This window comes from Novispirillum itersonii subsp. itersonii ATCC 12639 (genome assembly GCF_000381985.1).
GTDB lineage: Bacteria > Pseudomonadota > Alphaproteobacteria > Rhodospirillales > Rhodospirillaceae > Novispirillum > Novispirillum itersonii.
The window spans coordinates 1-13,406 of record NZ_KB907347.1; the positions used below are offsets into that span (position 1 = coordinate 1).

Here is a 13,406-nt window from a genome sequence, read left to right on the forward strand (position 1 = left end):
TGCAGTCGTTGAGTGGCTATATGGATATCACGTACTTCAGTGACAGCACCGGCGCGACCAAGGTCTATACCGGCACCGGGGAGCCGCTGCTGACGTCGGTGATCCATCCGCTGTCGTATGAAAGCGCATCCGGTGTTGATGCCGGGACGACCTATCCCGGCGGTTTTTCCGGGATCATGCTGAATGGCAAGGATATCACCACCACGCTGAAGTCAGGCTCGGTTGCGGCGCTGGTGACGATGCGCGATACCACGCTGCCCGCGTTTCAGGCTGAACTGGACAGTCAGGCGGCAAGCCTGATGGACACGCTGAACAGCCTGCACAACGGATCAACGGCGGTTCCGGCTCCCTCCGGCCTGACCGGCACGGTGACAGGGCTGAGCGGGACCGATAACCTCAGTGGTTCCGGGACCCTGCGGGTGGTGGTGTCTGACAGCAGCGCGGCCACGGTGTCGGCGCTGGATATTGATCTGTCAGCGGTGGCGACGGTGGATGATCTGCTGACGCAGCTTAACAGCATCAGCGGTCTGTCGGCATCGCTGGACAGTGCCGGCCGTCTGGTGGTGCAGGCCACCGGCAGCGGTACCGGCGTTTCGCTGTCCGGCGGCACGCTGGATGGGGAAGGGGCCTCGGCCCGCTTTGGCCTGAACGATCTGCTGACCGGCACCGGCGCAACGGATATTGCGGTGCGGGCCAACATTCTCAGTTCACCGTCTCTGCTTGCGACCGGCAGCGTCAGCACCGCCTCCTCGCTGGCGGCGGGGGATGTGGCCGTCACCGGGGGCTCCGGCGATCCGGCACAGGCGATGGCTGACGCGTTGGCCAAAGCGGATATTTCGACGGCGGCGGCGGATCTGGTGGCCTCTGTCGGTACCCTGCTGACGCAGGCCAAAGCCAGCCAGACGGCGGCGGAAACCACCCTGACCACGCTGACGGACCGCTTTTCTTCGAAATACGGGGTCAACGTGGATGAGGAAAGCGCACGGATCACCGATCTGGAGAACGCCTATTCAGCGTCAGCGCAGATTATCTCGGCGGTGAACCAGATGTTTGAATCCCTGTTGCAGGCGGTGAAGTAAGCCCCCGGCTTCCGAAGGGCAGAAAGACCGTTATGACACCCCGGAAAAAGGGCGTAAACCGATGATCCAGCGCGTCTCTACAGCCGGTCTGAGCGATATCATGCTGCGGTCGGCGCTATCCCTGCAATCGCGGATGGCGGAAAAGCAGGTGGCATCGGCATCGGGGCTGGTATCGACCACCTATGGCGGGCTGGGGGCCAAGGCGGGCACGGTCCTGTCGCTGGAAAGCGTGGTATCCCGGACTCAGGCATGGTCTGACAACACGCAGGTGGCTGTGGACCGGGCACAGTCGATGTACAGCGCGCTGGGGTCGATGGTCGATCAGCTCAGCTCCTTGCGGGCGACCATCAGCGCGGCGCGCAGCGATGTTTCTGGGTCTATTGATTATAACAGTCTGGGGGCAGGGGTGCTGGATGACCTTGCCCAGATGATGAACCTGCAAATGGACGGGCGCTATCTGTTTTCCGGCAGCCGCACGGATACCGCGCCGGTTGAGACGTCTAAACTCTCTGTGCCGACGGTGCCGTCAACGGCGGATACCGCGTATTTTCAGGGGGATAACATGCTGGCTTCGGTGCGGGTGTCGGCTGACCAGAGCATACAGTACGGCGTCAGCGCCGGTGACGGCGGCTTTGAGAAGGCGCTGCGGTCGGCCAATCTGGTGGCCAACCTGACCACCAGCCCGATGGATGATGATGCCCTGACCGAGGCCTATGATCTGGCGACCGAAGCGCTGGAGGCGTTGCTGGCATATCAGGGCCAGATGTCGGTACAGTCGAAACGGCTGGAAAATGCACAGACCGCTCAGGATGATATGATGGCTTTGCTGAAGGACCGGATCACCGGCCTGACGGCGGTGGATACCGCCGAGGTGACGGTCGAGCTGTCGCAGTACGAAAGCACGCTGCAGGCATCGTACAGTGCCATTGGCACCATGTTTAAACTGTCGCTGACGGATTATCTGTAAGGATGGTATTCAAAGATGGCATCGATGGCTGGTCCTGTTGGAAACCCGGTCTGAAGCGCCATTTTTATTCATAAGATAAATTATGCGACAAATGGACCTGTAGCAAAGAATGGCCCCCGCATGCGGCTTTGCAACCGGCTTTGGCTGTAGTTTTGGCTTTCTTGGCCCCGGCTGTCGCCCCGTTTGCCTGCGCCTGCGGTCTGTTACCCGCCCGGCTGGGCCGCCGCCTCCGTCAGCGAGGCCTTCAGGTCGCCCCGCACCGGCAGCTCGGCAATCACCCCCTGCCCGGCGGTGACGGTCAGTGCGCCACTCGCTTTATGATGCTCCGAAGTCAGAGGAGCGACGGTTTTTGGAAACTTCCAGGTGACATTTATTTGTGAGAGATAAAATCATGCGTCAATTTCATATTTACTCATATCTAATATGACGCTCTTAATATAATCTGGAGGTAAATCTGCTCGAAATACGTCTTTCCCGTGATTATTTGACCATAAGATAAAGTCTTTTTCTTTTTTTCTTATTAGATAGAAATAATATCCGGCATCTTCCATCGCTGTGCAGCTTAAATAGAATGATCCTGGAATTATATTTTCTGAGTATCCACTGTAATATGAATTAATTGAATTAAAAATTAAATAATAACTGTCATCAATGACGCCAGAAAAATATCCGTCGATATTTATTTTTTTATAAAAATAAAAATTTGTCCTTATTTCACAGGCATCAACTAGTGAAAATTCCCTACTTCCATTTAAATATAATGATATTAAACCATTTCTCCAGTAGTTATTTTCTGCATTCCACTCTTTTACAATGTCGATCTGGATGGAAAATAAAAAAGGATCTCCAAATATCATTTTGAACCTATAAAAACTATCAGCAACGATTTAAAATAAATTTGTGATGCGATTTTTTTATTTGATTGAATCGCCCTCAAGCGCTCCGATTGCTCTGCTTTCTTCGGTTTGCCAAAAAGTGAGGCAGACACCATATTCGTCAAGGATATTATCCCCGATTTCGAATTCAAAAGAACGGTTTGGGAATGCCTCCTTCAGTGCAATGGTCCAGTGATATTTAATCTGTTCAGCAAATATGAAGCATAATTCTCGATCCTCTCCATTTATATCAAAGTAATTGCATTTTATATCAGGTAATTCTTCCCATGAAGAAAAGAACTGAGATATTGAAAAGTTGTTTCTGTACATTTCTATGTATTTTTTTTCTTCTGTTATTTCATGCTTTTTATCTTTATCTTTATCTTTATCTTTATTTAATTTTAATCCGATCATTGGATATTTAATTTCTTCATATTCATCGGCATTGTCGCGCCAAAATATACAGTTATCGCGTAATATGAAGTCTGGGCTTAGCATTGCTATTACTGAAATTGCTTTTTCTAATGAAACTAGATTTCCAACGTATGAAAAAAATTCTGTAGAACCGATATCTGAATAAAATAAACGCATTATATCCTTTGAGTATTTTCCGTATATTTTTTCATTTTATAGATATCCCCTTTCATGATTATTGTATTTGTTGCGCTAGTGTATTTGATTATATTAATTTGCCATAAATAAGCAGATAGCATAAATTTTACATCAGTAAAATTATATAAAATCTCTATCAAATATATTTCCGGGGATTGAGTTGCTAATATCAATTATGAATGACAAAGTTGAAACGAGTATATTGTTTTTATTTATCACTGTTGATGAAAAATGAGAAATTTTTATTTATTATTCTTATTAAGAAACGTTTATATAATTAAAATTTATATATGAACTTAGTGGATGGTGCGATCAAGGAATCGCGTAAACGATCACCAATCTGCATATTGCTGGGGTGAGAAAATGCAATACACTCAAATTCTCGATCACAAATTGTTAAAATTGCCTCTTTCGCATCTTTTGGAATCCATTCACATCTTTTTACTATCACGTATACAATCCTTAGGTCGACGCCTTGTTATCCAGGATGGTTGTGAGCGCTCCCGGCTCAACGAGGGGGCGTTGCCTTAACTTGGTTGAACTGTCGAAGGCATCCTGCCCATTAATCTAACTCCATCTCTATAGCGGCACCAGCGGTAGTTGAGGTTTAGCTTGCTGTGCCCCCACGCCGTGCTGTGCTGTGCTGTGCCGGGCTGAGCTGTTGCCCCCTCCCCTACACGGTTGCTGAGCGACCGGGGCGAAGGGCTCCGGGCCCCTACTCCTGAGGCGGAACTGTCAGGTGATTACTATCTCTATAAATATTAGGAATGATCTAATATACTATTGTAAATAATTGATATTCATCGTCATCGTATGATTCTATAAATTTTATCAATGCTATGGCTGATGCTTTGTAGTCATTATTAATTAATGAAGAACAATCAATTATACCACTTAAATACGGAATTATTTTATCTTGATCTATTTTAAATCTTTCAGCCCCATATATGAAAATAGAATTTTCATAGCAATGGTTTATAAACTTTAACGCTTCTTTTTTTGTTAGATAATTTGTCTCCATTATATTCTAATCCTTTAGAATTGAATTTTCCAATTTTTATCATTTCTATCTCATAATTGAACAATGTTACCAGTTGTATCGTTTCTGACGACATGACGACCATCGGAATTAATGTATGCTGTGGCGGGATCGTCATTGCGATTTCCCGTTAAAGGGTTATTACGAATATCACGGACTGCAAAATTAAATAGGTGCTCGTCTTTCGAGGCTGTTGATCATGCAGTCAGCCAGACTATGTGCGGAGTTCGGTGTCTCTGGTCCCGGCGACACATTGTTGTGTGATCTGCTTTAGCGCGCACCCGGCAATGGCATTAATCACCGCCTTGTGCAGATCGCAAGCACTCTAGATTTTATATTTATATGTTTCTCTTGATCGACATTACAATTTTATTTTCATAATCTATCAAATCTACAATATTTATATATTGATAGTGTTCAAATATTAAATCAAAAATATATTCAATATTATCAATAATTTCCATATTAAATGTTGTTATTTTTCCCCCAAGTATTTAAATTTTTACTATTTATCCATAATTCTTTGTATTTTTCTATATTGTTTTTGACATTTGAACCTGACATTAAAACTGCCGCTTTCATCTTTTTATCCTCAATTTTTGTGATACGTATCTACTTTTTACCAATTCCTCTGGTCGTGTTACCTTTTTCATCTCTATCGGGCCGGTCAGGTCCTGACGCTTATGGTTCCAGCTGTCGTAATGTTCCTGCGCCAGCCGCCAGTTGGAGGCCCGCCGGACCCCCACGCTTTGCCCGGCTGTGCTGTTGCCCCCTCCCCTACGGTTGCTGAGCGACCGGGGCGAGGGGCTCCGGACCCTACTCCTGAGACGGAACGGTCAGGTGATTGCCATCTCTGTACACGCAGTGTTTTTATCTGCCGCCATACTCCCCCGGCATGAACCCCATTGAGATGGCCTTTTCCAAACTCAAAGCCCTGCGGCGGCAGGAACCACAGCGCACCATTGATGCGCTGTGGGATCTGGGTGGCAGACTTATCGAGCGTTTCTCTCCATAGCAGTGTGCAAATTTCTTCAAAGCAGCGGGTTATGGACACTCAATCTGAAAATGCTCTAGGCGATCATTTCAGGGCGTCCCAAGTCGGTTATGGCTTCGGATTCCAATCAGATCGCATTTGCAGCAATCCAGAAATTAAGTCCCCAGAGGTTAACAGTTCTTCGAAAATATCCTGAGCAACAGAAATATCTGAGCAAACTGTTCTTGCATCCCAATTATCGTCACCAAAACGGACAAAATCTCTAAATGGGGAGTCTCCAGGCTCCCACCATTCGTATAATTGCTCTTTATAATCGCAATAGAATCTTAAATAAACCAATCTATATTTTTTGCCTATAGATGTCATATCTAGTCTTTCTAGAAAGAATCCGTCTTCAGAATATATATCTAAATGAACGTACCCTCCATTTTCAAACGCGCATTCTAATGCTGCTCTTGTTTCATTTATTTTTGGATTTATTATGTTTTTTGATGAATGATCATTTATTTTAATTAAATAGGAAAGCTCAAATATTGTTGGTCCGTCTTTTTTATTTTTTATCATTTCTTCCATCCTGATCCGCGTATCCATTCGGAAGTTTTTCTATCTACTGTATCAACAACTTGAAGGCGATTTAGCCCCGACCGGTCGGCAGCAGAATGCAAGATACTCCTACAGAAAGAACAAATGGCCTGACCACGTACAATGCGGCAAGCTCCTGAATAATCCGCTCTGCGTCAGCATCGGCGGCGAGTTTCCGTTCCCAGTACGAGTCCACCACCCGCAGGGCAGCCCGCCCCAGACGTCCGGCCCAGTCATCTGCGACGGCCTGCTCCGCCGGGCTGAGGACGCCGTCGCCATTGGCATCAGCAAGCTGACGGGCCGGTCACGTCCTGACTCTTATGGTCCCAGCTGTCGTAATGTTTCTGCACCAGCCGCCAATTGGAGGCCCGCCGGGCCCCCACGCTTTGCTCGGCTGAGCTGTTGCCCCCTCCCCTACGGTCGCTGAGTGACCGGGGCGAGGGGGGCCGGACCCTGCTCCTGAGGCGGAACGGTCAGGTGATTACCATTTCTGCACAGTACATATTTCACTCTAATCTGTGTATTCTTTAAATTCTTTTTTATAATAATTCCATAATTCTTTCGTTATTCTTGTTCCTGTTATCAGGTTTTCCCAATAGCTTTGTATCATTCCTTCAATTGTCGAGAGGTTTCCTGAACCACAAGCGTCTTTATCTAATATTAAATCGGAGGCGATTTTGAAAAGATTTATTTTATCATCAATTGATAATTCTTCATCTAATTCCATGAGTTTTATTATGTTGAATGGAAACATCCTTAGAGAAACAGATCTCCTGATTTCGATAAGCTCTTTGTGCCGATTTTTTATTAAACCGAAGAATTCACTCAAAAAGTATGCAGCGATAGAAGAATATGGAAAAGATAGAAGTGTATTTTTAAATTTAGTATCACCATCAGGAAGTATAACTGTATAGTGATATGCACTCCAGACTGCAGCTTCAAATCGTCGTGTTCCGTTATGTAAACTGTTAAAAATCAGTGGGGCAGCATGATAATCAGCAAAAGGGGGCATCATAAGGAGTATTCCGCAGAGTAATCTTTCACTCTCGGTTGCCGTCCCGGCATGTACTTTTGGCTCAAGAATATTTACTATTTTAGAAGTATCATCTTCTTTAATGGCGTTTTGAAGGTCTTCAGCGAAGGTCGATGACATATTGTCCCTCCCGGTTAGATGTGCCTTTAAATATATTAATGGATTGCATTTCGCCATTTTGTATGCGTGTTCTGATAGTTGCGTCATGCCCATTCATTTTTACAATAATATTGTTCATACCTTCTCTAAGCTTTCCTTGTCTATCAGAAAGTCTAATTGCGTCATACGCTCTCTCTACAATATAATTTTCTGATGGCCCAAGATCCATAATGCCTTTGTTTTTATGATTTTCTGAAAATATATGTTTCCTTTTTTCAGCATCGGATCTTGTTGTTTTCCAAACTCCAGATCCCGTCTGTTGTCCAGCCTTTGCCAGCGCAGAGCCTTCGCGCTTTTCGAGGCCTGCAGCAAGAATGACTTTAGTGAGAGAGGCTGCCGCCTTTACACCTTTCGTAAGAGCTGCTTTAGCAACTCCACCAAGGCCTGTGAGCCCAAGGATCCACCCTTCTAGCGCGAAGGGCTCTATGGGGACGTCGTGATCAAACAGCTGATCTCGATCGGTGTAGCCGAATAGTGTACGCCCATCCGGGGTTACATACTGTCCCATGACCGTCATCATAGCGGCCATTTCGGTGGGATAGAGGATCAGCATCTCCCTTACCGTAGCCTGATAGGCAGGGTCATTCGGTGGTAAGGGGTTTGCTCCAGCCTGACACTGCGCGATAACGCAGGCGATTCTATCGAGGATTTCGCGCTCTTCGATCTGTGTTCGCCCGGACTCCCTGCTCAGTTCTTCCGCCAAAAGCTTATTGAGAGTTTTCTCTTCCGGATGAAGCTCCCGGTTATAGGTCCGTGCGTCCTGGGCGACGGAATTGGCGGCATTGACGGCCCCGGCATCGCCGCCGGTCAGCAGGGTTGCGGTTGCGGCAATCAGCCCGGAAAGCTGCACCCGCCTTTCGGGGCTGCTGCTCAGGCGGTCAACCAGCCCGCCTGCGGCTTCCTGTAGCCCGGCCCCGATGGCCCCGGCGACGCATTGCTGGGTGATCTGCCCCACCGCGCACCCGGCCACGGCATGCATCACCACTTTGCGCAGGTCACCTTCGGCCAGACCGTGATCGGCGGCCAGATCGCCGATCTTCTCAAACAGCACCTGAGATGCCAGCGTTGTCGCCATCGACAGCGCCCCGGATTTCAGGGCGTCCTCAAACCGCTGTCCGCCGATGGTGCTGTTCAGCACCGTGCCGGTGCCCGCCCGCAAGGCGGCATGGGCCAGCTTGTTCTGGAAGTCGGCGGTCTTGCTGATGTCGATGTTCAGCTCGCTGGCCAGCCCAGCGGTCAGCCCTGCGGTCCCCATGGCGATGAGGAGGGAGCGGACGGTGGCGGAAGAGCCCATCTCTTTGAGCACCGCGCCGATGTTGCCGCGGTTGTTGATCAGCGACACGGTGGCCTGACTGGCCAGCGTGGAGACGGCGGCGCTGGCGGCGGCGTCGATCCCGGCGGCGAGGGCTCCCTCTTTCACCGCCCCCAGCCCAACCCCCAGCCCGGACCCGGCGCCATAGGTGGCGATGCCGACCGCAATGGCGATCAGGGCCGCCGCCGGGCCGGTCAGGCCCTGACTCTTATGGTCCCAGCTGTCGTAATGTTCCTGCACCAGCCGCCAGTTGACGTCCGGCCGGGTGGCCAGTTGCGCCACCCACGCCATGCCCGGCTGCGCTGCCGCCTCCGCCAGCGAGGCCTTCAGGTCGCCCCGCACCGGCAGCTCGGCAATCACCCCCTGCCCGGCGGTGACGGTCAGCGCGCCGCCGGTTTCCAGACGGGTGGCGGTGAAGGTTTCCCGCACCTCGCCCCGGTCGCGGCTGGACTGCCACAGCAGTGACCCGCCGGAGCGCTTGTGCTGTTCAAAGCTGCTGTCGGTGCCCCCTAACAGCGAGACCGTTCCGGTCGGGGCCAGCAGCGTCAGGTCGCCCCCGGCGCTGACATCGGCCCGCCGCAGCGTCAGATCGCCGCCCAGACTTCCCAGCAGAACCGAGCCTCCGGCCCGGATCTCCGCCGCCTGATGGGTGCTGCGCTCCTCCGTGCTGTCGGTGGAGGAAGACGATTTGCGGGTCCAGCCTTCCGCCCGCAGGCTGTCGACCACCGACGCCACCGTCAGGTCGCGTCCGGCCAGGGCCTCAACCGCGCCGCCCGCCTGCGCCCGTGCCCCGGTCAGGGCAATGTCCTGCCCCGCTGACAGGCTGATGTCACCCGCCGCCGTCAGGGTTGAGCGGCTGTGCGTCACCGCATCCAGCGTGTAACCGCCTTTGCCGCCACTTTCTGACTCATGGCGGCTTTGCGCCAGCGCCTGTACCGTCAGGTCGCGCCCGGCGGTGATCGCCAGACCGCCGGTGCCCCCCTGCCCGGCCTGCACACCGGCCCCGGTTATCCCGACATCCCGCCCGGCGGTGATCTTCACCCCGCCCCCGGCGGCCAGATCTGTCTGGCCGATCCGCACGTCCCGGCGGTTCTGGCTGCCGTCACCGTGCTGGGTCAGCAGCGTTTCCGCCACCACATCGCGCCCGGCGGTCAGGGTCAGGCCGGTCCCGGCCTGCACCGTGCCGGACAGAACCTGAAGATCCTGCCCGGCGGTCACCGCCAGCGCCTGCCCGGCGGCGATCCGCCCTTCCAGCACCGCAACCGACCCGCCGGAGGTCAGGGTCATATCCCCGCCCGCCGCGATCAGCGCCCCGCCCCCGGCCAGACGCACCCGCCCGGCCTGCGCCAGATACAGGCGCGGGGTCAGCACCGGCTGGCCATCGACCAGCACCGTTTCGTACCAGACGATGTCACGGTCCAGATGGGCAATCTGCTCCGCCGTCAGGGCAACGCCGACCGCCAGCCGCAGGGTGCCCGAGACCGTCGCCGCGTTGTCAATCAGCGCCTTGTACTGCAGGCGGTCATCGGTGACCCCGGCATCCAGCCAGCGCTGGCCGGTGGCCTGCACCACCGCATCGCGGATCAGCCGGGTGTCGAAAAAGGCATCGCCCAGCCGCTTGGGCAGGTCTTCCAGCCGCAGGGTTGGCCCGCCGACCCGGCTGAGGAAATAATCCGAGCCATAAAACGTGCCGAGATCCACATAGGGAAAACGCGTTTCATACAGGGTGTTGCTGCTAGCGCTCGCCCGGCTGTACAGGCTGCTGAAGCCCGGCATCTGCGCCGACAGCCGCGCCTGCAGGGTGGCGCTGTCCAGCGTGGTCCCGCCGTCCAGCCCGACCGATCCGGTCGGCAGGTCCGGCGCGGTGGCCGCCAGCTGGTCGTACATCACCTTCTGCGGGCCTGCCGGGGGCGGTGTGTTCTCCCGCATCACCACGTTGGAGATATCGCCGGTGAAGGTGGCGGTCAGGGCCCGCCCGGCCTGAATGGTCGCCGGGGCGATGTCGGTGGTCCAGCTGGCCAGCCCGGCAGAGCCGCCGCCGTTGTCAAAGCCGCTGCAGACGGTGTTGCCGTAGGAATAGCAGCGGGTCATCGTCTCGTTGACGGCAGAGATGATCCATTGGGCGCTGCCGCTGATGCCGATGTTGCGCAGGGTCCCGCCGCTTAAGGTCATGTCGCGGGCAGCGCTGAGGGTTGCCTGACGGTTTTCGACACTGTCGCCGCTGATCCGCAGATCCCGCCCGGCGGAAATCACCGCCGTCGGCCCGGTGACGGAGGTCGCCACCTGCTGAATCACGGTCGAGGTGATATGCCCGGAGGACGATGTGCCCCAGTACCCGGTGCCGTTAAAGCCGGGGCGGGGGTCCGGCACGATCGCGATGGCCCCGAAGTAGGCACAGCCTTCCCCCACCGTGCAGGGTGGCACCGACTGATCGGACACCATCTGATAGGTCCGCTGGAACACCGTCTGCCACGTCAGCCCGTTGGCGGTCTGGTTGCCGGTGTTGCGGATGTCCTGCGCGGACAGGGTGATGTCGCCGTCCGTGCTTTCGATGGTCCCGGCGGTGTTGGCGATCTGGGCCGCCTTGCCCCCCGACAGACCGCTGATCCGCAGATCGCCGCCCGCCAGAAGGGTGCCGCCGTCGTTGACCAGTGCGCCGCTGCCTTCAACCGTCAGGGCGGTGCGGGCGAAGATCAGGTCGCGGTTGGTCAGGTCGGTCAGCCCGGTCAGCACCAGAGACCCGCTGCTGATCAGTGCTGATGTGTTGGTCAGGCTGCCGTTGACCTGCAGGGTCAGGGCCTGCCCGGCGGTGATCCGTCCGGCATTGGTCAGTCCGGCGGCGACAACCCCCAGATCCCGCGCCAGCAGGGTGGCGGTGACCGCGTTGCTGACGGCGGTGGTGCCGGTGATACGGGCGGTCTCACCGGCCGAGATTTTTCCGGCATTGCTGACGCTGGCAGCCGCCACCGTGACGGTGTTGCGCCCGGTGACGGCGGCGTCTGCCGTCACCGTGGCTGTGCCGGTGCCGTCGTTAAGGGTCACGCTGTCGGCATCAACGCTGCCGCTCAGGGTGGTGGCGGGGGAAATCAGGGTGGCGGTGCCGTTGGCCTTCAGGCTGGCCCCGGCCTGCTGGGTCAGGGTGGTCCCGGCGCGCAGGGTGGCGTTGCCGGTGGCGGTGATGCTGCCCCGGCTGTCCAGCGCCGTGCCTGCCGTGGCGGTGACGGTGGTGCCCGATACGGTGCCCGCCAGTGTCAGCGGTCCACCGCTGGTCAGGGCCAGATCCGGGGCCTGTAAGGTTGACCCGGCGGCAGCGGTGGCAGATCCGGCGGCAGTCAGTGTCAGGCTGTCGGTGGCGGTGACGGTGCCGGAAAGATCCAGCGCGCCGCCGCTGCCGGTGGTGGTCAGGGTTACGCTTTGCCCCTGCACCCCGCCGCTGACCGACAGGGCCGTTCCGCTGTCGGCGGTGGCGTTCAGGCTGACCGGCCCGGCGGCGGTGATCTGCCCGGCGACGGCAACCGTCTGCCCGGACAGTGTCGCCCTGTCGGCGGCGGTGACGGTGCCATTGGCCCGGATCGCCCCGCTGGCGGTGGCTGTCAGGGTGCCAGACCCCTGAGGTGTAGAAACTTCAGGTGTGCTGGCAAGGCCAGCGGCCAGCCTGCCATCCACGGTCAGGTCCCGCGTGGTCAGGCTGACGTTGCCCCCGGCCCCCAGTGTTGCCCCGGCGGCGATGGTGGTGTCCTGCGCCGTGACGGTTGCGGTGCCGCTGGCGGTGGCGGTTTCGCCAACGGTCAGCGCGCCGGAAGAGGTCAGCGACAGATCGGCGGCAGAGGTGGCGCGGGCAATCTCCAGTTTGCCATTGGCCGACAGCACCAGATCCCGCGCTGATGTTGCCAGCGTGCCATCCATGCGCACCCCAACCCCGGCTTCGGTGCCGATCAGGGTGATCCGCCCGGCGTACATGCCGCCGATGGCTGAAGAATCAATGCCGTACAGCGGGGTGGTCGCAGGGTCCGCCGCCGTGGCGGTGGCGGTGCGGGTCTTGGGGTCAAAGGTGTTGGCCCCGGCGGTGACCCCCAGATCAGTGCCATGCACCGGCCCGTTGACCGAAACACTGCGCCCGACCAGATCAAAGGCATCGACCGCCCGGGCATCCAGCCCACCGGGGCCAACCGTGATATCCCCCCGGCTGACCGCCAGATGGTCCAGCGCCCCGCCCGCCCCCAGCACCGGTACGCCGGTGGTCAGGGTGGCCTGCGGGGTGTTGATGAAGCCGCAGCCGTCGCAGGTGATGCCGTTGGGGTTGGCGAGGATGTATTCAGCCTGCCGCCCGAAGATTTCGGTGGTGCCCTGCAGGCTGGACCGGCTGCCGCCGGTAACTTCGTTGATGATCAGCCGGGCTGTCCCGCCCTGCAGGCTGGGGTTGCCGTAAACCATGCCCCCCAGCGCCGATGTGCCGGTGACGGGGCTGTTGTTGATCACCGCCCCGCCCGGCCCGACCGAGAACTGGCTGAACTGGTTGAGCGAAACCCCGCTGCCGTTCGGGCTGGCGATATTCACCAGCGGCAGGCCGTTCTGGGTCTGATCGACCGATGTCTGGGGGGTGCTGCCCGCCGCAATGATCGGTGGCACCGACTGGGCGTGGGCCAGCATCGGCTGAATCACCAACAGGGCGGAAACCGTCATCCCCACGGCCTGCCGCAGCACGCGCATCACCTTGCTCACCCCGAATCCCCCTTACTCTTTATCCGTGCCCG

General features: G+C 55.6%; 9 protein-coding genes and 1 pseudogene. 3 read left to right on the forward strand and 7 right to left on the reverse strand.

Annotated elements, in window-relative coordinates:
• Both G365_RS0114945 and G365_RS0114950 read left to right on the forward strand, forming a co-directional pair.
• On the forward strand, positions 1 to 1,079 hold a 1,079-nt coding region (locus G365_RS0114945; RefSeq protein WP_026345388.1), incomplete at its 5' end, for a FlgK family flagellar hook-associated protein.
• Between the two features lie 61 nt (positions 1,080 to 1,140).
• Complete coding sequence (locus G365_RS0114950; RefSeq protein ID WP_019646339.1) at positions 1,141 to 2,046, forward strand: flagellin; 906 nt, start codon at positions 1,141 to 1,143, stop codon at positions 2,044 to 2,046.
• 389 nt (positions 2,047 to 2,435) lie between these two features.
• Here the strand turns inward: G365_RS0114950 and G365_RS23595 are convergent, their stop codons facing one another.
• From G365_RS23595 to G365_RS24575, 3 genes are all read right to left on the reverse strand, one after another.
• Positions 2,436 to 2,903: an Imm42 family immunity protein gene (locus tag G365_RS23595; protein ID WP_081628575.1), complete on the reverse strand. Its 468-nt coding sequence runs from the start codon at positions 2,901 to 2,903 to the stop codon at positions 2,436 to 2,438.
• A 57-nt stretch (positions 2,904 to 2,960) separates the two neighbouring features.
• Positions 2,961 to 3,512, reverse strand: a complete 552-nt coding sequence (locus tag G365_RS23600) for a hypothetical protein (RefSeq protein WP_081628576.1) — start codon at positions 3,510 to 3,512, stop codon at positions 2,961 to 2,963.
• 1,092 nt (positions 3,513 to 4,604) lie between these two features.
• Positions 4,605 to 4,721 (reverse strand): colicin E5-related ribonuclease, encoded by a 117-nt coding sequence (locus tag G365_RS24575; protein ID WP_155976316.1) that lies wholly within the window; start codon positions 4,719 to 4,721, stop codon positions 4,605 to 4,607.
• A 722-nt stretch (positions 4,722 to 5,443) separates the two neighbouring features.
• Between G365_RS24575 and G365_RS23910 the strand changes: the two are divergent.
• Positions 5,444 to 5,587: pseudogene (locus tag G365_RS23910) on the forward strand (IS630 family transposase); the annotation flags it as partial.
• An 87-nt stretch (positions 5,588 to 5,674) separates the two neighbouring features.
• Here the strand turns inward: G365_RS23910 and G365_RS23915 are convergent.
• The 4 genes from G365_RS23915 to G365_RS0114955 form a co-directional block, all read right to left on the reverse strand.
• Positions 5,675 to 6,157: a DUF6911 family protein gene (locus tag G365_RS23915; protein ID WP_155976309.1), complete on the reverse strand. Its 483-nt coding sequence runs from the start codon at positions 6,155 to 6,157 to the stop codon at positions 5,675 to 5,677.
• A complete protein-coding gene (locus G365_RS24640) occupies positions 6,127 to 6,231 on the reverse strand; it encodes a hypothetical protein (RefSeq protein ID WP_456091307.1) in 105 nt (34 codons plus the stop codon). The genes G365_RS23915 and G365_RS24640 overlap by 31 nt, the downstream gene beginning before the upstream one ends.
• Positions 6,232 to 6,659: 428 nt before the next feature.
• Complete coding sequence (locus tag G365_RS23920) at positions 6,660 to 7,301, reverse strand: hypothetical protein (protein WP_155976310.1); 642 nt, start codon at positions 7,299 to 7,301, stop codon at positions 6,660 to 6,662.
• Complete coding sequence (locus G365_RS0114955; protein ID WP_019646340.1) at positions 7,282 to 13,374, reverse strand: two-partner secretion domain-containing protein; 6,093 nt, start codon at positions 13,372 to 13,374, stop codon at positions 7,282 to 7,284. Before G365_RS0114955 ends, G365_RS23920 begins: the two co-directional genes overlap by 20 nt.
• Positions 13,375 to 13,406: the final 32 nt, after the last annotated feature.